Source organism: Streptosporangium sp. NPDC050284 (assembly GCF_044459525.1).
Classification (GTDB): domain Bacteria; phylum Actinomycetota; class Actinomycetes; order Streptosporangiales; family Streptosporangiaceae; genus Streptosporangium.
Map to the genome: position 1 here is coordinate 282,258 of NZ_JBITIZ010000006.1, position 25,583 is coordinate 307,840.

24 protein-coding genes are annotated in these 25,583 nt (G+C 67.6%); 10 read left to right on the forward strand and 14 right to left on the reverse strand.

Translation table 11 applies throughout. The features are described 5' to 3' along the window. Positions 1–59 precede the first annotated feature (59 nt). The 3 genes from ACIBH4_RS16820 to ACIBH4_RS16830 all read left to right on the forward strand — a co-directional run bounded on the left by ACIBH4_RS16820 (position 60) and on the right by ACIBH4_RS16830 (position 2,661). Complete coding sequence (locus tag ACIBH4_RS16820) at positions 60–515, forward strand: GNAT family N-acetyltransferase (RefSeq protein WP_362506689.1); 456 nt, start codon at positions 60–62, stop codon at positions 513–515. Between the two features lie 311 nt (positions 516–826). Further along, positions 827–1,426, forward strand: coding sequence for a dephospho-CoA kinase (gene coaE, locus ACIBH4_RS16825; protein WP_362506686.1), 600 nt, complete (start codon positions 827–829; stop codon positions 1,424–1,426). Positions 1,427–1,482: 56 nt separating this feature from the next. Continuing rightward, on the forward strand, positions 1,483–2,661 hold the full coding sequence (locus ACIBH4_RS16830) for an SLC13 family permease (protein ID WP_362506683.1): 1,179 nt from the start codon (positions 1,483–1,485) through the stop codon (positions 2,659–2,661). Positions 2,662–2,717: 56 nt separating this feature from the next. Here the strand turns inward: ACIBH4_RS16830 and ACIBH4_RS16835 are convergent, their stop codons facing one another. The 4 genes from ACIBH4_RS16835 to ACIBH4_RS16850 all read right to left on the reverse strand — a co-directional run bounded on the left by ACIBH4_RS16835 (position 2,718) and on the right by ACIBH4_RS16850 (position 4,588). Further along, the gene (locus ACIBH4_RS16835; RefSeq protein ID WP_362507263.1) at positions 2,718–3,359 is read right to left on the reverse strand and encodes a transposase family protein; all 642 of its coding nucleotides are present in this window, start codon (positions 3,357–3,359) and stop codon (positions 2,718–2,720) included. 64 nt (positions 3,360–3,423) lie between these two features. Next, entirely contained in the window at positions 3,424–3,864 is a 441-nt protein-coding gene (locus ACIBH4_RS16840; RefSeq protein ID WP_362506680.1) for a PIN domain-containing protein, read from the reverse strand. After that, positions 3,861–4,109: a type II toxin-antitoxin system prevent-host-death family antitoxin gene (locus ACIBH4_RS16845; protein ID WP_362506677.1), complete on the reverse strand. Its 249-nt coding sequence runs from the start codon at positions 4,107–4,109 to the stop codon at positions 3,861–3,863. The genes ACIBH4_RS16840 and ACIBH4_RS16845 overlap by 4 nt, the downstream gene beginning before the upstream one ends. A 185-nt stretch (positions 4,110–4,294) precedes the next feature. After that, on the reverse strand, positions 4,295–4,588 hold the full coding sequence (locus tag ACIBH4_RS16850) for a DUF397 domain-containing protein (protein ID WP_399172309.1): 294 nt from the start codon (positions 4,586–4,588) through the stop codon (positions 4,295–4,297). 609 nt (positions 4,589–5,197) lie between these two features. Between ACIBH4_RS16850 and ACIBH4_RS16855 the strand changes: the two genes are divergently transcribed. The 4 genes from ACIBH4_RS16855 (at position 5,198) to ACIBH4_RS16870 (ending at position 10,855) form a co-directional block, all read left to right on the forward strand. Beyond that, complete coding sequence (locus ACIBH4_RS16855; protein ID WP_362766652.1) at positions 5,198–6,514, forward strand: cellulose binding domain-containing protein; 1,317 nt, start codon at positions 5,198–5,200, stop codon at positions 6,512–6,514. 360 nt (positions 6,515–6,874) lie between these two features. Continuing rightward, a complete protein-coding gene (locus tag ACIBH4_RS16860; RefSeq protein WP_362766649.1) occupies positions 6,875–8,125 on the forward strand; it encodes a cellulose-binding domain-containing protein in 1,251 nt (416 codons plus the stop codon). A 152-nt stretch (positions 8,126–8,277) separates the two neighbouring features. Beyond that, positions 8,278–9,681, forward strand: a complete 1,404-nt coding sequence (locus ACIBH4_RS16865; protein ID WP_362766646.1) for an endo-1,4-beta-xylanase — start codon at positions 8,278–8,280, stop codon at positions 9,679–9,681. Between the two features lie 316 nt (positions 9,682–9,997). Continuing rightward, a complete protein-coding gene (locus ACIBH4_RS16870; RefSeq protein ID WP_362766643.1) occupies positions 9,998–10,855 on the forward strand; it encodes an SAM-dependent methyltransferase in 858 nt (285 codons plus the stop codon). A gap of 130 nt (positions 10,856–10,985) precedes the next feature. Here the strand turns inward: ACIBH4_RS16870 and ACIBH4_RS16875 are convergent, their stop codons facing one another. The 6 genes from ACIBH4_RS16875 to ACIBH4_RS16900 form a co-directional block, all read right to left on the reverse strand. Beyond that, positions 10,986–11,783, reverse strand: coding sequence for a hypothetical protein (locus tag ACIBH4_RS16875; RefSeq protein WP_362766640.1), 798 nt, complete (start codon positions 11,781–11,783; stop codon positions 10,986–10,988). Between the two features lie 315 nt (positions 11,784–12,098). Next, on the reverse strand, positions 12,099–12,641 hold the full coding sequence (locus tag ACIBH4_RS16880) for a dihydrofolate reductase family protein (protein WP_362766637.1): 543 nt from the start codon (positions 12,639–12,641) through the stop codon (positions 12,099–12,101). Positions 12,642–12,704: 63 nt separating this feature from the next. After that, the gene (locus ACIBH4_RS16885) at positions 12,705–13,754 is read right to left on the reverse strand and encodes a sigma-70 family RNA polymerase sigma factor (RefSeq protein WP_362766635.1); all 1,050 of its coding nucleotides are present in this window, start codon (positions 13,752–13,754) and stop codon (positions 12,705–12,707) included. A gap of 187 nt (positions 13,755–13,941) precedes the next feature. Beyond that, on the reverse strand, positions 13,942–14,715 hold the full coding sequence (locus ACIBH4_RS16890) for a sporulation protein (RefSeq protein WP_362506650.1): 774 nt from the start codon (positions 14,713–14,715) through the stop codon (positions 13,942–13,944). 30 nt (positions 14,716–14,745) lie between these two features. After that, positions 14,746–15,996, reverse strand: coding sequence for an SPFH domain-containing protein (locus ACIBH4_RS16895; RefSeq protein ID WP_362766632.1), 1,251 nt, complete (start codon positions 15,994–15,996; stop codon positions 14,746–14,748). Then, positions 15,996–17,573, reverse strand: coding sequence for an SPFH domain-containing protein (locus ACIBH4_RS16900; protein ID WP_399172315.1), 1,578 nt, complete (start codon positions 17,571–17,573; stop codon positions 15,996–15,998). Before ACIBH4_RS16900 ends, ACIBH4_RS16895 begins: the two co-directional genes overlap by 1 nt. A gap of 247 nt (positions 17,574–17,820) precedes the next feature. Here ACIBH4_RS16900 and uvrB point away from each other — a divergent pair, with 247 nt between their 5' ends. After that, a complete protein-coding gene (gene uvrB, locus ACIBH4_RS16905; RefSeq protein ID WP_362766627.1) occupies positions 17,821–19,932 on the forward strand; it encodes an excinuclease ABC subunit UvrB in 2,112 nt (703 codons plus the stop codon). 1 nt (position 19,933) lies between these two features. Here uvrB and ACIBH4_RS16910 read toward each other — a convergent pair whose 3' ends face one another. From ACIBH4_RS16910 to ACIBH4_RS16925, 4 genes are all read right to left on the reverse strand, one after another. Further along, positions 19,934–20,524 carry a Uma2 family endonuclease gene (locus tag ACIBH4_RS16910; protein ID WP_362506638.1) on the reverse strand — a complete coding sequence of 197 codons (591 nt, stop codon included), beginning with the start codon at positions 20,522–20,524 and terminating at the stop codon, positions 19,934–19,936. A gap of 173 nt (positions 20,525–20,697) precedes the next feature. Further along, positions 20,698–21,312, reverse strand: a complete 615-nt coding sequence (locus ACIBH4_RS16915) for a hypothetical protein (RefSeq protein ID WP_362766624.1) — start codon at positions 21,310–21,312, stop codon at positions 20,698–20,700. A 265-nt stretch (positions 21,313–21,577) separates the two neighbouring features. Next, entirely contained in the window at positions 21,578–22,171 is a 594-nt protein-coding gene (locus ACIBH4_RS16920; protein ID WP_362506632.1) for a DUF4126 domain-containing protein, read from the reverse strand. A gap of 28 nt (positions 22,172–22,199) precedes the next feature. Then, positions 22,200–22,997: an acyltransferase gene (locus ACIBH4_RS16925; RefSeq protein ID WP_362766621.1), complete on the reverse strand. Its 798-nt coding sequence runs from the start codon at positions 22,995–22,997 to the stop codon at positions 22,200–22,202. A gap of 186 nt (positions 22,998–23,183) precedes the next feature. Here ACIBH4_RS16925 and ACIBH4_RS16930 point away from each other — a divergent pair, with 186 nt between their 5' ends. Together ACIBH4_RS16930 and ACIBH4_RS16935 are read left to right on the forward strand one after the other, a co-directional pair. Further along, positions 23,184–24,854: a CTP synthase gene (locus tag ACIBH4_RS16930; protein WP_362506626.1), complete on the forward strand. Its 1,671-nt coding sequence runs from the start codon at positions 23,184–23,186 to the stop codon at positions 24,852–24,854. Positions 24,855–24,925: 71 nt separating this feature from the next. Continuing rightward, complete coding sequence (locus tag ACIBH4_RS16935) at positions 24,926–25,576, forward strand: NUDIX domain-containing protein (RefSeq protein WP_399172378.1); 651 nt, start codon at positions 24,926–24,928, stop codon at positions 25,574–25,576. Positions 25,577–25,583 lie beyond the last annotated feature (7 nt).

Genomic DNA, 25,583 nt, shown 5'->3' on the forward strand with positions numbered 1-25,583 from the left:
CCACGTTCCCGGAGCGCTTCCCCTGCCGGGATCTCTCGCCCGGCCGCTAGGGTGGCGCCGTGACCGTGATCGAGTGGGCGGAACCCGAGGACGCGGGCGAGATCCTGACCGTGCAGCGCGCCGCCTACGTGAGCGAGGCCCAGCTCTACGGCGACCCGTTCATCGCGCCGCTCGTGGAGTCGATCGCCCAGGTCCGCAAGGCGGTCGAGACGGCGACCGTGCTCGTCGCCCGCGACGGAGCGCGAATCGTGGGCGCGGTCCGCGGCCGGATGTCCGGCACGACCTGCCTGGTCGGCCGTCTGGTGGTCGCCCCCGACCGGCAGGGCGAGGGCATCGGCGGAGCCCTGCTGGCAGCCCTGCACGAGGAGGCCGCCACGGCGCTCGCCTTCGACCTGTTCACCGGCCATCTGTCGGAGGGCAACCTGCGTCTCTACCGTCGCCACGGCTACCGCGAGACGCGCAGGGAACGGATGACCGACCACCTCACCCTGGTGCACATGCGCAGGGAGCTCTGAGGGCACCCAGGGGCGCCCCGGTACGCCGCTCGGTCTCCCGGAGCGTCCTGTGCTTGAAGGGGCGGCAGGCGTGACCTCCGACGCCAAGAGGGGCGATTCCGGTCTCCTACCCGGGGACCGCCTCGCAGAAGGGATGCGCGGCGGTGGGACTCAGCGATGACGACCGCTTTGCAGGAAGGGCGCGGTGGCGGGGCCGACCGCCCCGTAGGAAGTGGGGAAGGAGAAACGGCGACCCTCGCCCGGCGACCCGATGTGAAGACCTCGTCGCCGACCGCACCGGAGCACGGCCGGTACGGCGTATGCTGCGGATCATGTTGATGGTGGGGCTTACCGGTGGCATCGGATCTGGCAAGAGCGAGGTCTCCCGGAGGCTGGGCGCCCGTGGTGCCGTGATCATCGACGCCGACAAGATCGCCAGAGAGGTGGTCGAGCCGGGAACCCCCGGGCTGGCGCGCGTGACCGGAGTCTTCGGCACGGGCATCCTGCGCGAGGACGGCTCACTCGATCGGGAGAAGCTCGGCTCGATCGTCTTCTCCGACTCCGAGAAACTCGCCTCGCTCAACGCCATCGTCCACCCCCTCGTCGGCGCGCGGGTCGCCGAGCTGCAGGAGCAGACTGCCCCCGGCAGCATCGTGATCTACGACGTGCCGCTGCTGGCGGAGAACAAGCTCGCCCCCATGTACGAGGTGGTGATCGTCGTCGACGCCTCCGACGAGGTGCGCGTGGCCCGGCTGGTCGAGCTGCGCGGCATGAGCGAGCAGGACGCGAGGGCGAGGCTCGCGGCCCAGGCGACCCGCGAGGAGCGGCTGGAGATCGCCGACATCGTGGTGCCGAACGAGGGGACCCTGGAGGAGTTGGAGGCCCGGATGGACGGCCTCTGGTCCGACCTGACGGCCCGCGCCGCCGACTGAGCCCGGTCCTCCTCCTGGAGCGATCCGCCCAGGTGAGGCGTGCGATCATTTCCGATGTGCTGCGACAACTGCACCTCCTGGACTGGATCCGGCTCGCGCTGCTGGGCCTCGGACTCCTGTTCGTCGCGACCGGCCTGCTTCCCCTGCTGGAGGCCGAGAGCCAGATGGAGCGGATCGCGCCCATCCTGCTCTTCCTCGCCGCGGTGGTCGTTCTCGCCGACCTCGTCAAGGAGGCCGGGCTCTTCGACGTGATCGCGACCCGGCTGGCGATGCTGGGCGGCGGTGGGTACGCCGTCCTCTTCCTGCTCTGCACGACCTTCGCGTCGCTGGTCACCATTTTCCTGAACCTGGACACCACCGCGGTACTGCTGACGCCCGTGATGCTCGCCCTCGCGGCCAGGACCGGGATCGCCGCGCTGCCGCTGGCCATGACGACCCTGTGGCTGGCCAACACCGCCAGCCTGCTGCTGCCGGTCTCGAACCTGACGAACCTCCTGGTCCTGGGACGGGTGGAGATGTCCACCCGCGAGTTCGCGGGAAGGCTCTGGATCCCCCAGCTCGTCGCGATCGCGATCACCATGATCTTCCTGTGGGCCTTCTTCTGGCGCCGAGGCCGGCGCGGCGCCGATCGCTACACCCCGCCGATCCCCGAGCCCGTCGCGGATCGGGTGCTGTTCGGAATCGCGGCCGGGGTCTGCGTACTGTTCGTCGCCGCGATCCTCCTGGAACTGCCGATCCAGTTCGCCGCCCTGGCTGGGGCGGCCCTGATGGTCGCCGCCTTCGCCTGGCGGGACCGTGCCAAGCTCACCTTCGCCCTGTTCCCCTGGCAGCTGCTCGTCTTCGTATTGGGCCTGTTCCTGGTGGTGCCCACGCTGAGTCGGCACGGCCTGGCCTCGGTGATGGGCACCCTGATCGGGACCCACGCGGGTGATGGAGCCTATGGAGTGGCGGCCGTCGGCGCGGTGCTGTCCAACCTGATCAACAACCTGCCCGCCTACACCGCCGTGGAGCAGGTCATCCCCGTCGGCGACCGGGAAACGCTGTTCGCCCTGCTCATCGGCACCAACGTCGGCGCGGTGATCACCCCGTGGGCCTCCCTCGCCACCCTGCTCTGGTTCGAGTGGTGCCGCCGCAGGGGAGTGCGGGTGCCGATACGCACCTTCGTGCTGGCGGGGACCGCACTGGTCGTGGTGGCCGTCCCGGCCACCGTGGCGGCCCTGCTGCTCACCGCCTGAAAGGCGTACGGCTTGCCGACGCCGCCTGAGGAGGAAAAAGGTTCCTTGAACGTATTTCATCCCGATTCGCGGGCTTGGAGAACGCAGATGGCTTTGATGAGCTGACCTGCGCGAAGGGGACAACAGCGTAGTTTCCGTAGGATGCGCCAGGTCTTCAGCACCGCATTGGTCCGCTCGCCGGGGCCGCAGAACTTGGCGTGGGCGAAGTTGGCCGCCTTCTGCGAGGCGGGCTTCTTCCTCCCTTCGTACGGCACCAGCACCCGCCGACCAGCGCCGATGTAGGCCTTATCGGCAAGGGTGATCAGTCCGGCGCTCTCCAGACGCCGGATGATGCCCCAGATCCGCGCCCCCGTCAGGTCGTGCACGAACCCTGGAAGGGAGCCCGACGTCCACAACGGCGTACCGTCCGGAGCGGCGACGATTTGGACGTTCATGCCGTGATGGTGGTGTTTTCCGGAGTAGTACGGTCGGTCGGCGGCGACCCGCTCGATCGGGATGAGCGTGCCGTCCAAAACGACGAAGGCGTATCCGGTGCGCTTGGCCGTGCGCAGCGCCTGGTCCAAAGTGGGCGAACGTCGCGCGAGCAACGTCTCCCCCTTGCGCAGGTGGACTCCGACCAGCAGTGCCTGCTGTCCGGGGTTGAGCCGGCGCCAGGTCGAACCGTTGTTACCAGCGACAGTAGCCGTCAACCTGGAGATGCTCCTGCGATCGAGGAGAGCGTCGTGACGATTTGGGCTGACCGACTCGACGCTGTCGATCTCATCAAATGTCGTCGGGCAGGAGCCGGAAGCATTCGTGGCCGGTGAGCGGGCGGATCGCGCGGAAGTGTTCACGATCAAGAGTGAAGAGGGCGTCGGTCCGGAACTCGGCTGCCAGAGCCACGTTCATCGCGTCGGTCAGGCCGATGTTCATCGTCCGGTAGCGAGTCATGAGCGCGCCGGCGGTGCGCAGATGCGGTGACACCTCGGGTACTTCGTATCGTTTCACGTCGATTCTGCCCATGATGTGGTCGAGGACTGCGAAAGCGGCATGCTGGCCGATCCTGCTCGTGATCAGATAGTCGAGCTCGGCCAGGACAAGTGGAGAGATGACCAGATGGCCCACCTGTGCGCGGGCTTTGACGCAGGCGACGTGCTCGGCGTCCTGGCGGTTGAAGGTCGCCAGCAGAGCGGAGGTGTCAGCGATGGCCACAGGCACGTTCACCGGCCGAAACCCTCGGCAAGGAAAGCGTCGGTGCGTGCTGACAGATCGGCAGGCCCGTCGAACAGGGGAAGATCGTCCTCGCCCATGGGGTCGGTGGGGAACGGGAATGGTGGCTCGGCCTGGTGGGCGGGTACCAGGGTGGCGATGTGGCGGCCGTTCTTGGTGACGGCGACCGTCTCTCCGTGCTCGGCGGCGGCGAGGATCCGGGCGGACTGCTGGTTGAACTCGCGGGCTGTGGCTTCCATGTTCCCATGGTACTACTTATGTACTACATTGGAGTGAGTCTGCGGATGCATTGATTTCCGCTGCCTGGAGGGCGTACGCACGTCTGATCGCTGAAAATGATCGAGGGTGCGATTCTCGGCCAAGAGCGTTGCTCCGGATCGAACTGTCGAGAGCGGTCTCGCCGGTCAGTCGAACCGGCCCGCCCTCACCGCATTGAGGAAGTTTTGCCACTCGCCTGAGGTCCTGAGGTGAAGGAGAGGGTTGGGTCTGCGGGATTTTTGCTGTCGTGGACGGCGACGACCTCGGGGAGGTTTCCGGCGATTTCGACGCAGCTTTCACCGCTCTCGCCGCTGAGGGAACTCTTCTCCCAGGCAGCCTCGGAGAAATGGGGCTCGATCGGCTCTGTGCGACCCCTTGCCCACCTCGATGTATGCCACGTGGAGCTTGAGTTTCTCGACATGGAAGCTGGGTGAATGCGAGCTTTGCCGTGAACAATCATGGTTTCTGATTAGTCGGTCAATCCGCCCATGCGGCCATCCCCATGAAAGGCAGTTTCGCGGGGTTTATTCAACGATGTTAGGCCTCTCAGCATAAGCGTATTCATTGAGATAGCGATTTGTGGTTCTTCAACGCCATGACCTGCATTCTCGTTGTTGGACGGGGTCGCCCGTCGGCGCCTCGAGATGAAAGTTTCACCCCGCCGGCCGTATCCACGCATGAACCCCACGCCCTTGCTTGACAGCCCGGCTTTCCCGCGCCTACCGTAACGCGCAATCCGACGCGCTGAAATGCTAGCGTTAACAATCACCGACCTTACTTTGGAGATATAGCCAGGACCGTGATCGGCCGGTGTGCCGATTTGCCGATGGTGCATGCCGAATCATGATGTCGGTGCTGCTTTCTCCGACGATTGCCGCCGTGTGCGAGAAACGTGCGGCAAAGGTTCGACGGCCGATTCGGTCCGCCGGGCTGAACCCCCCCACCACAGGCCGGCAACGGCCTGCGCGCAGACCCTGGTGTGCCGTCATCGGCACCTCGGTGCCTGGTCCGAGAGGAAGGAGTGAGGGTTTCCAGCCATGTCGTCGAGACCAAATCCAGAGAAGGCAACGTGATCTCACGAACTCAGTCCATTTTCGCCGCTGCCGGTATCGCGGTGCTCCTCGTCCTGGTCCAGGTTCACGCGGCGCTGAGCCACAGCGCCGGCACCACCTCGTCCGGCGGCCTGGCCGCGATGGCCCCGACCGCCGGGTGCGGCAAGGCGCCGACCCTGCGCAGCGGCACCTACTCGATCCAGAACAACGGCAAGAACCGCTCCTACATCCTGCGGATTCCCGACGGCTACGACAACAACCGCCCCTACCGGCTGATCTTCGGGTTCCACTGGCTGAACGGCACCGCCACCGACGTGGCGACCGGGCAGACCGTACAGCGCGACGTATGGGCCTACTACGGGTTGCAGAGGCTGGCCGACAACAGCGCCATCTTCGTCGCACCCCAGGGGCTCAACAACGGATGGGCCAACTCCGGTGGCGAGGATGTCACCTTGGTCGACAACATCCTTCGGCAAATCGAAGCCGATCTGTGCGTCGACACCTCCCAGCGTTTTGCGCTGGGATTCAGCTACGGCGGGGCGATGTCCTACTCGCTGGCGTGTTCCCGGCCCACCGTCTTCCGCGCCGTCGCGGTGCAGTCCGGCGGGCTGCTCAGCGGCTGTAGCGGCGGCACCCAGCCCATCGCCTACCTCGGAATCCACGGGATCAGGGACTCGGTCCTCGGCGTCGGCAGCGGCCGGTCTCTGCGGGACACGTTCGTCCGCAACAACGGATGCACCGCGCAGAACCCTCCCGAGCCCAGCCAGGGCAGTCTGACGCACCGCGTCACCACCTACTCCGGGTGCCGGGCGGGTTATCCGGTCGCCTGGGCCGCCTTCGACGAAGGCCACATCGCCGCCCCGCAGGACGGCGCCCCCGGTGACAGCGGCTCCAGGACATGGGTGCCGGCAGAGGTGTGGAAGTTCTTCACGCAGTTCTCCTCCACCGCCACTCCCTCACCAAGTCCGTCGCCGAGCGCCACCCCAAGCCCGTCACCAAGCCCCACACCTGGGACAGGGGCCTGCCGGGTGGCGTACACGATGAACAGCTGGAACAACGGTTTCACCACCGCCATCAGCATCACCAACACCGGCTCGACGGCGTTGAACGGCTGGTCCCTGAGCTTCACCCTGCCCTCGGGCCAGGCCATCACCAGCGGCTGGAACGCCACCTACAGTCCCACCACCGGCACCGTGAACGCGGCCAACGTCGGCTACAACGCCGCCCTGGCCCCCGGGGCCAGCCTTGAGATCGGCTTCCAGGCCACCCACAGCGGCAACACTTCCAAACCCAGCTCCTTCACCCTCAACGGCAATACCTGCACCACCGCCTGACCCGGTCACCAGCGGCGAGGGGATGGGAGCCAACGCCCCATCCCCTCGCCAGGGCACCGTGGCAGGCCGGGGTGACCGTTCGTCGCGACGACGCATGGCCTCGCCTTCTGACTGGGCGAGGGAACCCCGTACCACGTGGAACAGCCCGCCCTCCCGGTCGCCGGGCGGCCCGCGGGCGAGCAGCGGAACCTCGGCCACCGCCGTAGCGAGTCCTCGGCCGGGGTTCCGCGATGACGCTTTCTTCCTGCGGAACGCCATGTCTCGAGATTGGAATGATCGATGCGACACCTCACTTCCCTCCGCCTGCGGTTAAAGCCGTCGGCAGCCGTCGCAGCCGCGCTGTTGATGGTCGGTGCCGGTGTGGCCGGTACGCACATCGCGTCGGCGTCGGCGTCGGCGTCGGCGTCGGCGGCCGGATGCCGGGTCAGTTACACGGTCACCAGCCAGTGGCAGGGCGGCTTCGGCGCGAGTGTGAACGTCGACAACCTCGGGGACCCGATCAGCGGCTGGAGGTTGACCTGGTCGTTCCCCGCAGGGCAGACCATCACCCAGCTGTGGAACGGCACCGTCGTCCAGTCCGGGGCGCAGGTCACGGTGACGAACGCCCCCTACAACGGCAGCATCCCCAGTGGAGGCAGCACGAGCTTCGGTTTCAACGGAAGCTGGAACGGCTCCAACCCGGTGCCGTCCAGTTTCGCCTTGAACGGCGTGACCTGCACCGGCGTCATCGCCTCGCCCACCCCGACGCCCACTCCCTCTCCGACACCGACCCCCACTCCAACCCCCACGCCGACGCCGACTCCCACTCCGACCCCGACTCCCGACCCTTCCAACCGGCCGCTCATCGAGAACAACTTCCCGGTCACGCGGGAGGGGGCGTACGGCACCAACCGCTACACCGTGTACAGACCGACGAATCCGGCGGCCCTCGGGCGCGCCATGCCCGTGCTGCTCTTCGGTAACGGGGCGTGCGCCCACACCAACGGGAGCGAGGTCGTCCGAGCGCTGACGTTCATCGCGGCCCGCGGAATCGTCGTGGTGAACACCGCGTCGGTCGACAACTCGCCGAACGGGGTGGCGAGCGGTTCTCCGATACCGTCGCTGCTGACCGACGGTATCGGCTGGGCCGAACGGGAGAACGCCCGCACCGGCTCACCGCTCTACCAGCGCCTCGACCTGTCCAGGGTCGCCACGGCCGGCCACTCCTGTGGAGGACTGGAAGCGCTGATCGCCGCTCAGGACCAGCGGGTCAAGAGTGTCGTCTCACTGGACAGCGGACTCTTCGCGGACGGCTCGTTCGGATATCCGCGTTCGGAACTGTCCAAGCTGCACACCCCGGCGATGTTCATGCACGGCGGCCCCTCCGACATCGCCTACGACAACAGCCGGGCCAACTACGACCTCGCGCGCGTACCGTCCGTGCTGGCCGAGCATCCGCAAGCCGGTCACGTCGGGTTCATCACCGGCGCGCAGATGAACGAGGGCATGACCGCGGTGGTCCAGTTCCTGGACATGACCCTCAACGACAACGCCACGGCACGCGCCTACATCCTCAGCCCGTCGGGACTGGCGGCGAGGGCCCCCTGGACGGTTCGCAACAAGAACTTCTGACCGCTTACCCGCACCGCCGACCGCTGATCCCAAGGGAGCGAGAGCGAGAATTCGGCCCCGGCCGCCGATGGACACGGCGACCGGGGCCGAGACGCCGTACACATGGACGCTCCGGGACCTTCCGCATCGTCAGTCCAGTCATGGAGGCAGGCATGAGCTCGCACGCGTTACCCCCCTCCCGAACCCGCGGACGTTTCCGTGGCCTGCGACGCGCGTTGCTGGCCACAGCGGTCGGAATCCTCGGCATGGTCTCCGCGCAGACGATGCCGCTCCCGGCCGACGCGGCCGCGTCCACGCTGGCCGCTGCGGCCCAGCAGAGCGGTCGCTACTTCGGCACCGCGATCAGTGCGGGCAAGCTCGGTGACTCGGCGTACACCACGATCGCGAACCGTGAGTTCGACATGATCACCGCCGAGAACGAGATGAAGATCGACGCCACCGAGCCGTGGCGGGGCCAGTTCACCTTCACCAGTGGCGACCGCATCTACGACTGGGCGGTGCAGAACGGCAAGCGGGTGCGCGGGCACACCCTGCTCTGGCACCCCGGCCAGCCGACCTGGATGCAGTCGCTCTCGGGCAGCAGCCTTCGTCAGGCGATGATCGACCACATCAACGGTGTGATGAACCACTACAGGGGCAAGATCTACGCCTGGGATGTGGTGAACGAGGCCTTCGCCGACGGTAACTCCGGCGGGCGGCGCGACTCCAACTTCCAGCGCACCGGCAACGACTGGATCGAGGTCGCCTTCCGCACCGCGCGGGCCGCGGACCCGGCCGCCAAGCTCTGCTACAACGACTACAACATCGACAACTGGAGCTGGGCCAAGACCCAGGCCGTCTACAACATGGTCCGCGACTTCAAGGCGCGCGGCGTGCCGGTCGACTGCGTGGGCCTGCAGTCGCACTTCAACAGCGGCAGCCCGTACAACAGCAACTACCGCACCACCATCTCCAGCTTCGCCGCCCTCGGCGTGGACGTACAGATCACCGAGCTGGACATCCAAGGTGCCCCCGCTCAGACCTACGCCAACGTGGTCAACGACTGCCTGGCCGTGGCGCGCTGCACTGGCATCACCGTGTGGGGCGTCCGCGACCAGGACTCCTGGCGTTCGAGCGACACTCCGCTGCTCTTCAGCGGCAGCGACAAGAAACCCGCCTACAACGCCGTCCTGGACGCACTCAACGCCGCCGATCCGAACCCCACCCCCACAGCGACTCCCACACTGACTCCAAAATCCACACCGACTCCCCGGACCGGCCAGTGCTCGGCGACGATGCGGACGAACGACACCTGGCCGGGTGGCTTCCAGTCGACGGTGACGGTCAGCGCGGGCAGCGCGCCGATCAACGGGTGGACCGTGCGGTGGACCTGGCCAGGCGGGCAGACCGTCAGCAGCCTGTGGAACGGCCGGCACACCGCGTCCGGCTCCAGCGTGACCGTCCGCAACGCCGCCTACAACGGCTCCGTCGCGGCGGGTGCCTCGACCACCTTCGGCTTCATCGCCCACGGCACGGCGGCCACCCCGCCGATCACCTGCGAGGGCCTGACAGGATGAACCCCGGCTCGGCGGCGAGAGCACCCCTCCGCCGGAGACGAAGCCGTTTCAACGGTCACGGGCCGTACCCGGTGAACAATGAAACGGTTCAATCGAATCGCGAAGGATGACATTCTTTGGGAGCTTGATGTAGTTATGGGTTATATACGCCGAGGGTAGGTTCATCGGGCCGTCCCCGCCCATTGGTCATGAGCATCGATGTCGGCCGTCAGCCGATACGCATAAGCGGCGAACCGGTTGGTAACGGGCTACAGTGTGCGAGTCGCGTTCTGTATCGACGGCCGCGTCGATACAGGCATATCTTCGAGGAGCATCAATGGCCGATTCCATCAACCGAGTAAGTGCTCAGGCGGCCGATGCCAATGCGCCCGGCGCGCGAATCGACCCGACGATCCCTCACCCGGCACGCGTATATGACTATCTCCTGGGCGGCAAAGACCACTTCGCCGCCGACCGCGAGGTGGGGGAGCAGCTCGCCAAGCTTTCACCTGGCACGCGAGAGGGGGTACGCGCCCATCGGGCGTTTCTCGGCCGAGCCGTACGTTATCTCGCCGAAAACGCTAAAATGGCCCAATTTCTAGACATCGGCACCGGCATCCCCACGCAGGGGAACACCCACGAGATCGCTCAGCAGGTCAATCCAGCAGCTCGCGTGGCGTACGTGGACAACGATCCCATCGTCCTGGCGCATGGACGTGCCCTGCTGGCGAGCAGCGAAGAAGGCATGACCACGGTGATCGAGGCGGACCTGCGGGATCCGGATCGGATCCTGTCGCATCCGGAGATCACCGAAGTCATCGACTTCACCCGGCCGGTGGCGCTCATCATGGCCGGTGTCCTGCACTTCATCACCGAGGAAGAAAAACCCTGCGAGCTGGTCGAGCAATACAAAGCGGCCATCCCCTCGGGTAGCCGGATGCTGGTGTCGCACATCACGCTCGACTTCGCACCGAAGGTGCCCAAAGAGGAATTCACCAAGCCCTATGACAAGAGTACGGCGCCCATGGTTCCCCGAACTCACGCGCAGGTGACGGAATTCTTCCAGGGCTGGACGATGGTGCCTCCCGGGCTCGTCGAAGTGGTCACCTGGCGGCCGGACGAGGACGAATACCAGGAACCGATTCCCGGCGGCGGCCACGCGTGGGCCTACGGTGGCCTGGCCGTAAAGCCGTAGGACTTCGCGAGCGGTCACGTCGAATGACCGCCCGCACATCGACCCACGCCGCCATCTGTCAGCCGTCGTCCCGAGGGGATGCCGTCGTGATGGCGGAAACCTCGAAAACCCAGAGAGTCCAGGAAGTCGGTTACGAGACCTTGGCGGAAGGAGCCGTCCAGGTCTTGCAGGACCCGGGGTTGGCGGTGGAGTAGCCCCGCTTGGTCCAGTGGACGAGATTGGCGCCCTTGCCGAAGTAACCGGGCTTGCCCTTGGGGTCGGCCTCGGCCTTGGCGAGGTCCAGCAGGCGGCGGGCGTCCTTGGCGGGGTAACCGAGGGCGGACCACACACTCCTCGCGGTCACTCCGCCCAGGCACTGCGCCTGGAGGCTGTAACGGCGGAGCTGCTCCTGGATCTCGTCGTCGCCGTCGGCGTGCAGGGCGTTGTAGCCCTCCCTGATATCGACCAGGCTCTGCACGTACTCACCGTAGACAGAGCTCAGCTCCGCGAGGATCGGGAGATCGTCGGATGCCTTGATCCAGTCAGGGCGAATATGCACGGAGAAGCCGACCCCGAAGCAGGTGACGGCCTCCGACTTGGCCGGGTCCATCTTGGCCCCGAAACAGTAGCGCTCGGACTTCGCCGACAAAGGGGCTCCGGTCATGTCCAGCATGGGCGGCACGAACGAGAAGTGGGCCTCCTTCAGGTAGGGGCTCCAGGTGTCGTTCATGCAGGTGACGAGCGCTTTGACGTGCCTCTTCACCGAGGCGAGGCTCTTGCCCTTGGCAGGTTTCCTCGCGCAGCTCGCGGCGGGGAGCTTACCGGCGGAGTAAAGGGGGTTGCCGGTCAGGAGCGGGGCGTCCTCGACCGGATATGCGAAGGCGGTGGCCGTGCCGGGGAAAAGCAGAATGAAGGCGACGGCCATCGCCATGATCACGCGAATTTTCATAGTCACTGACATTAGGGCATATGACAGCACTTGATTAGCTAATTTACGGCTTATCGAGGTGGGCCGGACAATGCCTTACACCTGGCTTCCCTGTGACGGTCGGACCCGGCGCGACACTCCCGGACGTCACTCGCTACGGCGTGAAACAAGCCTTCTCGCTGTACGACGACTGGCTCGACGACCCCGAGCGCCAAGCTCTCATGCTCGGCGCCCAGCGTCGCCCGGAGGCGGTTCCCTTGTCGGTGGCCACCTGCTCACCCTCGCCCGCAAGGCCGCTTGATCAGGGGCGATGGCGCGGACCTCACCGAGGATGGCTCAGCCGACGACGCGGAACCGGATGCTCGTCGCGTGCGGCACGTGGGTCAGCTCGATACGCTCCAGCCTGACGTTGGTCCCGCCCGGGCGGTCGAACAGCCGGACACCGTCGCCCAGCAGGACGGGCGCGACGAACACGAGGATCTCGTCGAGCATCCCCGCCTCAAGGCACTGCCGGGCGATGTCGGCACCGAGGATGTTGACGTACTTCTCACCCGCGGCGGCCTTGGCCGCGGTGACGCCACCGCCGAGGTCGCCGACGAAGGTGATGCCCGGTACCGGCGTGTCCGGGATGTGGTGGGTGAGCACGAACTGCGGTCCGCTCCACCCTCCGCCGAACGCCTTGCCCTCGCTGTCCGTACCCCGGTGGGGGTCGTCGCCGCCGAAGGTGCGGTTCCCGATGAGAAGCGCGCCGATCTCACCCATGAGCCTGTCGGCCGTCGGGTTGGGGCCGAGGTGCTCGGTCAGCCAGGACATGTCACCGCCAGGACCGGCGATGAAGCCGTCCAGCGACATGGTGACCGAATACAGCGTCTTGCCCATGAGGTGCCTCCGTCAGGATCGGTTTTGGGTGACCTGTCCTGAGACGGGGGATCGCGCGAAAACTCATCGGTGTTCTGGAGAGAGCGTCGTGGGCAGGGCGAACGTCGCGAACAGGCCGGGGTCGTGGAAGGCGACGATCTCCGCGATCCGGTCGTCCTCGATCCGCAGCACGGAGATCCCGAAGGCGCGGTGGGCGGGCTCGCCGAGCCCTCGTACGTAGGCCGCCACGGCCGGTTGCCGGTTGGCCCGGACGGGGAGCATCCGGAACCGGCCCACGTATTCGGGCGAGCCTGCGTCCCAGCTCGCCGCCAGTGCCGCCACGACCGCGTCACGACCCCTGAACCACGTGGGCCACGGCGGCATCTCCGTCCTTACGTCCTCGGCGAGCAGGTCGGCGATCGCGGTGAGGTCGGCGCGCTCCATCGCGTCCATGTAGCGGCGCAGCACCGCCCGCTCCCGCTCGGTGGGTTCGGCCGACGGCGCCCAGTCCAGGCGGCGTTCCGGCAGGTGCTCCTTGAGCGTCGCCCTGGCCCGCTGCAAGGCGCTGTTCACCGAGGCCACGCTGCCCTCCAGCAGCGCCGCGACCCGCTTGGCGGGCCAGCCGAGCACGTCGCGCAGGATCAGCGCCGCCCGCTGCCGGGGCGGCAGGTGCTGGAGCGCGGCGAGGAACGCCAGCTCGATCGTCTCCCTGGTGACGGCCACGGAGTCCGGCTCGGCCTCGCCGGGCGCGACCGGCTCCCAGAGCCGGTCGGGGTAGGGCTGCAGCCACGCGATGTCGGCCGGGGGCGAGAGCGCGGCGCTCGGATCCGACGGCCCGGCCAGGTGACGGGGGAGCACCCGGTGCGCCCGGCCGTCGAGGGCGTCGAGGCATGCGTTCGTCGCGATCCGGTACAGCCAGGTCCTGAGTGTCGAGCGCCCTTCGAAACCGCCGAGGCCCTTCCAGGCGCGCAGGAACGTCTCCTGCACCAGGTCCTCCGCCTCGTCGAACGAGCCCAGCATCCGGTAGCAGTGCACGCGCAGCTCACCCCGGTGACGCTCGACGAGCGCGGTGAACGCGGACTCGTCGCCCGCCCGTGCGGCGGCCACCGTCTCGTCGCCGTCACCCGCGCCCACCCGGCCACCCTTCGTCCCCGCCCCGGCCGACGGCCGGTCTTTGGCGGGAACCCTACGCCAGGTGGGACGACGTCGCGGCTCGGCGCTTCCCGCGCTTCGTGCGAAGCGCCCCCACGCGTTCCGTACGAACACACGAAACGGGTGTGCCCCGGCGGACCGGGGCACACCCGCACGTGCGCGAGGGAGGCTAGAACCAGCCGCGCCGCTGGGCCATGGCCTGCAGGCCGGCGCGCAGCGACTGCTCGACCTGGCCGGGGTGGTCGTTGTAGTGGACGGTGAAGCGGCTGTAGGTGTCGTGGCTGGAGGACAGGAAGCCGCCGCGCTTGTCGGCCTCCAGGATGACGTCCATCGACTGGGGGCCGGAGATGAAGGTGAGCTCAAGCTCGTTGAAGTGACGGTGGTACTCGCCGCCGGCGTAGTACTCGATCTCCTGGAAGAACGGCATCCGCGAGCCGTGCAGGGTGCCCCGCTCCAGGTCGGCCTTCTTGAAGCGGAAGCCCATCCGGTCCAGCGCGCCGAGCAGGTGGTCCTGGGCGGGCAGCGGGTTGACGAACAGCGGGTCGAGGTCGCCCTTGTCGAGCGCGCCGGCGAGGGCGAGCTCGGTGGAGACGCCGAGCTTCATACCGTGCAGCGGGTGGCCGCCGACGGCGCTGATCGGGGTCTCCCAGGGGACCTGGATCTGGAAGGGGGCCGACTGCGGGGCGCCCGCGGCGAGGTGGAACGGCCCGGTGATCTGCTGGCGCAGGAAGCTGTACGTCGACTTGTACTCGTTGTCGCCGCTCTCGACCTCGACCACGGCGGTGAAGTCGATGAAGATGCCCTCCACCTTGTAGTCGGAGCCGCCTCCGCGGAAGTTGACCTGCCCGCGCAGGACCTCGCCGGGCCGCACGTGCGAGTTCTGCAGCACGGTGTCGACCTCGACACCGGCGCCGAACGCGGCCATCAGCTTACGGAACACCATCTGTACTCCTGGGGTCTGGAGAATTTCTCATCAGGGGATTTGACTCTGTGGCTTGGTCTGGCCGTTGCCGTTGCTCAGCTCGGGCAGGATCTGGGCCAGAAGCATGGTGGACAGCACGGAGGGGTCGCCGGAGGCGCCGGAGGTGCGGACGACGACGGGACGCGGGGCGCTGTCGGCGAGCTTGGCGCCCACGTCGAGCCTGCGGCGGGCCAGCTCGTACTGGAGCACCGCGCGGTTGTCGCGGTAGGAGTCGGCGAGCCTGCGCAGCCCCTTCGCCTCGTTCTCGGCGGAGGTGAGCTCGGCCCGGCCCTTCGCCTCGATCTCCCAGCGCACCCGCTGCGCCTCGGTCTCGTGCTCCTCCAGCATGCGGGCGACGTCCTTACGCGCGGTGTTGGCGGCTGCTCTGACCTCGACGATACGCGCGTCCCGCGTCTTTTTGGAACGTTCGATCTCCATCAGGAGGGTGTCGATCCTGCGCTTGCGGGTGAGCTCCCACTCGCGCTCGAAGGCCGACAGCTCCTTGGCGACCTTCTCGCGGGTGGCGAGGTGCTGCTGGTACTGGTCGGGCAGCTGCACGTCGGGGATGTTGGCGCCGGTGATGCGCACGCCGTACCGGCCGAGCTGGCGGGTGAGGAGCTCCTGCATGTCGCCGACGTCGGAGCCGCGCAGGTCGTAGGCGCGCTCGGTGTTCACCCGGCGGCTGCGCTGGCGGATGGCGTCCTGTACGGCGCTGCTGAGCACCAGGTCGAAGTTGCCGGCGCCGATCGTACGGACGAAGGCCACCGGGTCGACGATGCGGAACTTCAGGAAGAACTCGATCGACTTGAGCGGGACGTTCTCCGCCGTCGGGCAGGCCACGATCGGCGCGGAGTAGGGGATCTCGGTGGAGGTGTCGACCACCGCGTCCACCCGGTCCCACGGCAGCCACAGGTAGTGGCGCCCGGGGGGCAGCGTGCCGACGATGGCGCCCCACCGGCTGCGCACGCCGGTGGTGCCCTCCTCGATCTCGATGATCGCCCGGCGCCACAGCCACACCAGCGCCGCGATCAGCGAGAACACCGCTCCGATCGCGGCCAGGAAGGAGAGCGCCCCTCCGGCGAACGCCGCCGTACCGGCCAGGTACAGGGAGAAGAAGAGGAGTGTCACCCAGGCGAAGCCGCGGCGGTCCTTGGGGATGACCACGGGGACCAGCTGGCCGGACTCTCCGCCGCGCAGCAGTTGGCGGATCTCCGACCAGGAGGCGAGGGATTCCTTGATCTTGGAGAACTCTCTGCCGCTCATCAGACCTCTTCTTCCTGCGCGACGCGTCCCGCGACGGGGACGGGGATGGGGACGGTGGTGTCGGCGGGCGGGTTGAGAAGGGAGCTGATCTCCGCCCCGCGCCTCTCGACGCGGTCGCCGATCTCGGTCATCCGTGCCCTGATCGCGGCCATGTCCGCTTGGGAGAACAGCTGGGCCTCGGGGTTGCCGACCAGCTGCCTGGCGAGGGTGAGCAGGTCGATGTCGACGGTGTCGCCGACCTGCACCAGGCGGGGCAGGTGCGAGGCGACGGACTCCAGCTTGTCGAGCAGGTCCTGCTGGAAGCGGTAGTCGAGGATCTCCGGCGCCTCGGCGGCGCTCAGCGAGCGGATGTCCAGCGCCTGGGCCTCCAGCAGTGCCGCGTTCGCCTTCGCGGTGGACTCCGCCTCCACCAGCCGCTGGCCGCCCTGGGCCTTGGCCTGGTGGGAGGCGCGCTCCAGCGCGGTGTCGATCCTGGCCTGGTGCCCGGCGATCTCGGCGTGGATGGCCGACAGCTGCTCCTGCAGCCCGGCGAGCTCCCTGATCAGGTCGCCCTCGTTCTGCTCCTTGCGCAGCTGCAGCTCGTACTCGTAGGTGTACGCCTCCTTCGCGACCCTGATCATCTCGGGAGCGGCGAGGTCCATCCGGTACTCCTGGCTGGAGGGCTCGGCGTGCGTGATGTTGACGTCGGTGAGCCGCACGGCGGGCAGGAACTGATGGTTGAGGCTGTCCAGCATGCCCATGGTGCTCTCGCCCACCAGGTCGTAGATCTCCTCGGCGCGCTGGGCGTAGATGAGGGAGCGGGTGACCTCGCTGATGGCGTTCTGCAGCTTGGCCTGAAAACCGCTCACCGAGCCGAGCACGAAGATGAACTCGGCGGGGTTCTCGATCCGGAACTGCAGGAACAGGTCGACGCTCGCCTTGACGCCCTGCTGGGTGGGAGCCTCGCGGATGGGGGCGTTGAAGGGATACTCGCGGGTGGTGTTGACGATGTAGCTGACCCGCTTCCACGGGTTGAACAGCGTCACCCGGCCGGGCTCGGCGATGGTCACGAGCTTGCCGAACTTCGTGATCAGAGCCTTGCACCCCTCGGGCACCATGACCACGCTCCTGCGCCACCACAGGAACGCCGCGGCCAGCACCAGCACGGCCCAGTAGTGCGGGCCGAACAGCACGCGGAAACCGTCGGGCAGCCCGGTGGCGACGAGCCCGACCAGGCCGAGCCCGGCCAGTACGACGAGCGGGACGACCACCCTGGCGGTGGTGCTCTTGGGGATGACCACGGGGGAGATGACGTGGACCGGCTCCCCGGCGGGTCCCTTGCCGCTGAAGCTCTGGTTGACGATCTCCCCGGCCTCGTTGAGGGCGGCGCTGCGGGCCTCGATGATCGTGCCCATGGAGGAACCCTGATCACGGGCGGCCATGAAGTCGGAGGGGTTGAGCGCGAAGCCCTTGTCGCCTGCGGACTCGGTGCCTCTGGCCTGCCTCTGTCCTGTGACCTGCTCGGCCACCTGCCCGGCGTACTGCCCCGCGGACTGGCCGGCGTACTGCCCCACGGCCTGTCCGACCACCTGGCGCACGTCGCCTCCCTGTCCTATGGCTTGCGCCGCGGCTCTCGCGTACTGCATGGCTTCTCTTGGGCGGGACATCACACCTCCAGGTTTGGGATACGTCGAGAGCTCGATATATCACGCTTCGTGAGCGTTGGCACGCGGGACAGTAAAGGGGACCCCACTTGCGGATCACTTGCCACGCGGTTGACACCTGCCCACTCGTACGTGGACCTGTGAAGAAGAATTGTCGGTCACGCCACCTACAGTGGGACAGGTGAGGCCGGTAACAGATTTGCAGCGCAAGGTGGCACCCTTCGAGGTCGTCACCGACATGACCCCTTCGGGCGACCAGCCCGCCGCGATCGCCGAGCTTGAACGGCGCGTCACGGCCGGCGACAGGGACAACGTCCTGCTGGGCGCCACGGGCACGGGCAAGACCGCCACGGTCGCCTGGCTGATCGAGCGCCTCCAGCGGCCCACCCTGGTCATCCAGCCCAACAAGACGCTCGCCGCCCAGTTCGCCAACGAGCTGCGCGAGATGATGCCCAACAACGCGGTCGAATACTTCGTCTCCTACTACGACTACTACCAGCCCGAGGCATACGTCCCGCAGAGCGACACCTACATCGAGAAGGACTCCTCGATCAACGAGGAGGTCGAGCGGCTGCGCCACTCGGCGACCAACTCGCTGCTGACCCGCCGCGACACGATCGTGGTGGCCTCCGTCTCCTGCATCTACGGCCTCGGCACCCCGCAGGAGTACGTCGACCGCATGGTGAGGCTCAAGGTCGGCCAGGAGATCGACCGCGACACCCTGCTGCGCCGCCTGGTCGACATGCAGTACACCCGCAACGACGTGGCCTTCACCCGGGGCACCTTCCGGGTGCGCGGCGACACCGTCGAGATCATTCCCAAGTACGAGGAGCTCGCCGTCCGGATCGAGATGTTCGGCGACGAGATCGAGAAGCTCGCGACCATGCACCCGCTCACCGGCGAGGTGATCACCGAGGACACCGAGCTCTACATCTTCCCCGCCTCCCACTACGTCGCGGGCGCCGAGCGGATGGAGAGCGCGATCCGGGGCATCGAGGCCGAGCTCGCCGAGACCCTGGAGACGATGGAGCGCCAGGGCAAGCTCCTGGAGGCCCAGCGGCTGCGCATGCGCACCACCTACGACCTGGAGATGATGCGCCAGATCGGCACCTGCTCCGGCATCGAGAACTACTCGCGCCACATGGACGGGCGCACCCCGGGCAGCGCGCCCAACACCCTGCTCGACTACTTCCCCGAAGACTTCATGCTGGTCCTGGACGAGTCCCACCAGACCGTCCCGCAGATCGGCGCGATGTACGAGGGAGACGCCTCCCGTAAGCGCACGCTCGTCGACCACGGCTTCCGCCTGCCCTCCGCGATGGACAACCGCCCGCTGAAGTGGGAGGAGTTCCTGGAGCGGATCGGCCAGACGGTCTACCTGTCGGCCACCCCAGGCTCCTATGAGCTGGGCCGTTCCAAGGGTGACGTGGTCGAGCAGGTCATCCGGCCGACCGGGCTGATCGACCCCGAGGTGATCGTGAAGCCGACCAAGTCGCAGATCGACGACCTGGTCCACGAGATCCGCACCCGTACGGAGAAGGACGAGCGGGTCCTGGTCACCACGCTGACCAAGAAGATGTCGGAAGACCTCACCGACTACCTGCTGGAGCTCGGCATCCGGGTCCGCTACCTGCACAGCGAGGTCGACACCCTGCGCCGCATCGAGCTGCTGCGCGAGCTGCGGATGGGCGAGTTCGACGTGCTGGTCGGCATCAACCTGCTCCGCGAGGGCCTCGACCTGCCCGAGGTCTCGCTGGTGGCCATCCTCGACGCCGACAAGGAGGGCTTCCTGCGTTCGGAGACCTCCCTGATCCAGACCATCGGCCGCGCGGCCAGAAACGTCTCCGGCCAGGTGCACATGTACGCCGACCGGGTCACCCCCTCCATGGAGCGGGCGATCGACGAGACCAACCGCCGCAGGGCCAAGCAGATCGCCTACAACGAGGCCAACGGCATCGACCCGCAGCCGCTCCGCAAGAAGATCGCCGACATCCTCGACTCGCTCAACCGCGAGGACGCCGACACCGCCCAGCTCCTCGGCGGTAGCGGCCGTCAGCAGTCGCGTGGCAAGGCCCCCGTCCCGGGGTTCGCGATCAAGCAGGCGGGCCAGCACGCCAGGGCGATCGCCGGAGAGATGCCCAGGGCTCAGCTGGAGGCGCTGATGGAGTCGCTCACCGAGCAGATGCACCAGGCCGCCACCGACCTGCAGTTCGAGGTCGCCGCCCGGCTCCGCGACGAGATCAAGGAGCTCAAACGCGAGGTGCGGGACATGCGCGAGGCGGGGGTCTCCTGATTCACGAGCCTCCCGAGCCGATGAACCTTCCGAGGTCGAGATCGATATCGACGTCGAAGCCGATGTCCGTCTTCAACCGCCCCCGGTGAATGCCCGTGGGGACGTAGGCCTTGACGGAGGGTTCCAGCTCGAAGGTGTAGACGACGGGTTTGTCGTCCTCCTGCTCCACGCGCCAGAGGTGCCTGATCCCGGCGCCGGAGTATTTGATCGGCTTGGTGGTGCGGTCTCGCTCCAGCGACTCGGGGGAGACCACCTCGACCACCAGGTGCACGTCCTCAGGCTTGAACGAGGTCGTTCTCAGGCTGGTCAGGGCGGAGCTCGCCACCACCATGATGTCGGGCTCGGGTCGCTGTCTCATCCCCAGAGTCACGGTCATCTCACGGACGACGGCGAGATCGTTAGGTGGTGTGAGCTCTCTTTCGAGAAGTCTGAGCATGAGCATGTGAAAAGTGGTCTGCGGAGACATCATGATGAGCGACCCGTCGATCAGTTCGACATGCCGGGGCGCACCGGGGGGGAGATGATCGAGCATGTCGGCGGTCCACCCGCCTGCCGGCCCCGGGTAGAACCACTCGGGGAAAACGGCTGTCATCAGAGAACCTCCTTCGGCGACACCCGGAAACATTACCTGACGGAGTCATCCTGACACTCACCGTGTATGGCGTGTGGGTGTTCGAGATGCGGTGACCATAAGGGGACGCCGACGGTTTTCGCCGATGGCCTGCCCGGCTGTGGTCCCTTCACGAAGGGACCACAGCGAGGGGATCAGCGGGAGTCGTCGGGGCGGGCGCGGTTGACCATCGTGCGGTTGTAGAGCTCGTCGATCTGTTCCAGGGGGTCGGGGGCGCGGCGGCGCGCCTCGATCTCCAGGTCGGTGCGGCCCTGGATCGCGTCGATGCTCCCGGCCGAGTGCGCCATCTGGTCGTTGCGCAGGTCGGCCCTGATCCTGGCGCAGGAGGTGGTCAGCTTGGCGTGGTGCTCGCGCAGGCGGCCCAGCGCCGTGTGGTCGATGTAGGGCGAGACCCGGCGCTCCTGGGCGTAGTGGGCGAGCTGGGCGTCGAGCTGCTCGGCGTGCACCTCGATCTCGGCCACGAGGTGGGGCAGGTCGCCCAGGCCCCAGCCGTCGCGCAGCGCGTGGTCGACGGCCTGGCGGGTGAGGGAGACCTCGCGCCGCAGGTCGAGGCGCATCCGCTCGGTCTCCGCGGCGTCGCCGGTGCCCATCGCCGCCACGTGGTCGGCGACCCTGGTGGAGACGCTCCTGGCCTTCTTTGTGGCCTTCTTGCCGATCTTGACCAGCAGGTAGATCCCGGCCGCTCCCAGGAGAAGGAAGAACAGCAGGATCACCATCAGGACGATGAGGAAATCGCCGATCGGAGCCACCTCCCTGCGGGGACTGGACGGGATGTTTCGAGCATAGCCCGCGCCGCGATCCTCGCGCGGGCGTAGAGCCGCGTGGAGCCGGTCGGCGCGGTAAGGGGGGCCACGCACCCGGCGGAGGGCGTGGAACCGACCGTGAGGGGTGCCACGGCATCGCGTGTGGTGAGGGACACGGCGCCGACCGTGACGGGTGCCACGGCACCGTCTGTGCCGAGGGGGGCGGCGTGATGTCCGGTGTGGCCCGTGACGCGGACGCGCGGACGCGCTCTCATCGTGGGCTCGGGACGGCCGTTCGCCGCCGTCGTCGTATCCTGCGGGTCGCCCACCAGGCGAACAGCGCCAGTCCCGCCACCATCACGATGACCAGGACCGGCAGGAAGATCGCAACCAGGGCGATGCCCAGTGATCCGGCGTCCTCGACCGTGCTGGCCACGGGTGCGCCCACCCCGGCCGTGGTGGTGTTCACCACGGGCCTGGTGACCGCCTTCATGGTGTGTACGGTCAGGGCGATCGCGATCCCCAGGACCCAGCTGAGCCAGGGGTTGTGGCTCATCCAGGTGGAGCCGTCCAGCCGGGCCGCGGCCTCGGTGGCGCTGAAGACCACGCCGCCCGAGGCGGGGCGGACGACGGTCTGGATCATGTCGTTGACGCTGTCGACCACCGGGACCTTGTCGAGCACGAACTCCGCCAGGAGCAGCACGCCGATGATCCCGAGCACCCAGCCGTTGGACAGCCAGGCGAACTCCTGCGGCAGCCGTACCTGGTCGGTGAAGTTGGCGAGCAGGCCGACCACCAGCAGCGGGATGTAGGCGTTGAGCCCGGCCGCTGTGGAGAGTCCAAGGCCCGTCAGTGCCGCGAGCATCGCACCTCCGTAGTGTCTCTCTCCCCCTTCAACGGTTACCGGCCGTCGATCGATCCCGATCCGTCCCCTCCCGGGGTATCACTCCGGTCTCGGTGTCGATGCCCTCCGCTGGCCCCGAGACCCCGAGGGCCATGCCCTCCATGCCCTCCGTGACCCTCGTGACCTCCACAGTCCTCGCCGTTTCCATGGCGTCCACTGTTTCCGCGTTCTCCACGGCGTCCAGGTGGGGCGGTAGCCACCCCTGGCCGGGTACGTAGTGGCGCACCACCTTGGCGGGGATGCCCGCGATCACGCTGTGGTCGGGGAACTCCCCGCGCACCACCGCCCCGCCCGCCACCACGCACTGCCTGCCGATCCGGGTGCCGGGCAGGATGATCGCGCCGGTGCCCAGCCACGATCCCGACCCGATGGAAACCGGGTTGTTGCGCGGCCACTGGCGGCCGATCGGTGCCTCCGGATCGTCGTAGACGTGGTTCTGGTCGGTGATGTAGACGTACGGGCCGGTGAAGACGTCGTCGCCGATGTCGATCGACTGGTGGCCCACGATGTGCGTGCCCCTGCCGATGGAGCAGCTTCCGCCGATCCGTACGATCGAGTCCGGACCCAGGTCCACCCCGGGGCCCATCCCCGCAGAGATGGAGACCCGCTCGCCGATCAGGGTGTGGTCGCCGATCTCGATCCAGGCCTCGCCGAAGATGGCTCCGGGCGGGAACGACAGGCAGGCGCCCTCGCCGAGGCGCCTGAAGCGGTATCCGGCGGGGCTGACGGGAGTGATGGTGCCGGCCGCGCGAACCGCCGCCCAGAGCCGGTGCACGAGGCTGCCCATGGCCCGCCTTACCACACCATGAAGTGACATAACGGATCAAATTACCGCTTGGTTGGGTTTGAGAAAAATGCGGGTGGGGGGTTGTTAGGGCAGTTCGCCTGCACCGTTTGATATTCTGAGAGCCCGTGGACCTGTAGGCCATTCACAAGGGTGAGCCGACGATCTGTAACGACCACGGGAGCCTTCTTGCGCAGCGCCGCACACACCAAGCATCTGTTCGTCACCGGCGGCGTCGCCTCCAGTCTCGGGAAGGGACTGACGGCCTCCAGCCTCGGGCGCCTTCTCAAGCTGCGCGGCCTGCGGGTCACCATGCAGAAACTCGACCCCTACCTCAACGTCGACCCCGGCACCATGAACCCGTTCCAGCACGGTGAGGTGTTCGTCACCGACGACGGCGCGGAGACCGACCTCGACGTCGGTCACTACGAGCGCTTCCTCGACACCGAGCTGCACGGCTCGGCCAACGTGACCACCGGCCAGGTCTACTCCAACGTCATCGCCAAGGAGCGCCGCGGCGAGTATCTCGGTGACACCGTGCAGGTCATCCCGCACATCACCAACGAGATCAAAGACCGCATCCGGTCGATGGCCGGGCCTGAGGTGGACGTGGTCATCACCGAGGTCGGCGGCACCGTGGGCGACATCGAGTCGCTGCCCTTCCTGGAGGCCGTCCGCCAGGTCCGCCACGAGGTCGGCCGTGACAACGTGTTCTTCCTCCACGTCTCGCTGCTGCCGTACATCGGGCCGAGCGGCGAGCTGAAGACCAAGCCGACCCAGCACTCGGTCGCCGCGCTGCGCAGCATCGGTATCCAGCCCGACGCGATCGTGTGTCGTTCCGACCGGCCGATCACCAACTCGCTCAAGCGCAAGATCAGCCTGATGTGCGACGTGGACGAGGACGCGGTCGTCTCCGCCATCGACGCCGCCAGCATCTACGACATCCCCAAGGTCCTGCACTCCGAAGGCCTGGACGCCTACGTGGTGCGCCGTCTGGGCCTGCCCTTCAGGGACGTCGACTGGAAGGAGTGGGAGCAGCTCCTGCGCCGGGTGCACCGCCCGGCCAACGAGGTCACGATCGCGCTCGTCGGCAAGTACATCGACCTGCCCGACGCCTACCTGTCGGTCACCGAGGCGCTGCGCGCGGGCGGCTTCGCCAACGACGCACGCGTCAACATCCGCTGGGTGAAGAGCGACGACTGCGAGACCCCCGAGGGTGCGGCCCGCGAGCTCGACGGCGTCGACGGAGTCCTGGTCCCCGGCGGCTTCGGCGTACGCGGGATCGAGGGCAAGGTCGGCGCGATCCGGCACGTCAGGGAGAACAAGATCCCGCTGCTCGGCATCTGCCTCGGCATGCAGTGCATGGTCATCGAGGCCGCCCGCAACCTCGCGGGCATCGAGGACGCGGGAAGCACCGAGTTCGACACGGAGACCACCCACCCGGTCATCTCCACCATGGCCGACCAGGAGGACGTCGTCTCCGGCGAGCGCGACATGGGCGGCACCATGAGGCTGGGTCTCTACCCGGCCAGGCTGGGGGAGGACACGCTCGCCCGCCGGCTGTACGGCATGGCGAAGGTGGACGAGCGCCACCGCCACCGCTACGAGGTCAACAACTCCTATCGCGAGCAGTTGGAGAAGGCCGGCATGGTCTTCTCCGGCCTCTCGCCCGACGGCCGCCTGGTGGAGTACGCCGAGCTGCCCGCCGGCACCCATCCCTTCTTCATCGGCACCCAGGCGCACCCGGAGTTCCGTTCCCGGCCGACCCGGGCGCACCCGCTGTTCAAGGGCCTGATCGGTGCCGCCCTCACGTACGCCGACGTCCGCGGCACCGTCGCCAAGGCGGGGCGGGGAAAGTGAGCGGCTCGCGAGCGGGTGCGGGGAAGGACCGCAAGGCCCAGGAGGCTCACGAGGTCGACAGGAGACAGGACATCTCGACGGCTCAGGAAGTTGGGGAGGGGCGGGACGATCTGGAGATCGTGGACGCCTCCGAGGAATGGAAGGTCGTCTCCTCCACCGAGCACTTCCGTGCCCGCGTCATCACCGGGGTCACCGACGCGGTCGTGATGCCGGACGGCGAGGTCGTCAATCGCGACTACGTCCTCCACCCGGGCTCCGTGGCCGTCGTGGCCCTCGACGACAGGGATCGGGTCCTGCTGATCCGCCAGTACCGCCACCCCGCACGGCGGCTGCTGTGGGAGCTGCCCGCGGGGCTGCGCGACGTCGAGGGCGAGCCCCTGCGGGTCGGGGCGGCCCGTGAACTCGCCGAGGAGGCGGGCTACCGGGCGGACACCTGGCACACGCTGGTCGACACCTTCGTCTCGCCCGGAATGAGCGACGAGCGCACCCGGATCTTCCTCGCCAGGGACGTCAGCCCTATTCCCGAGGGGGAGCTCGACTTCGTCCACCGGCATGAGGAGGCCGACATGCCGGTGGTGTGGATTCCCCTGTCCGACGCGGTTCGGCGTGCCATGGCGGGAATGATCCACAATTCCCAAGCCGTGACCGGTATTCTCGCCGCATACGCCGCTTCGGCGGATGGATTCGCCTCACTGCGGCCCGCCGACGCACCGGAGGCATGACAGGAGG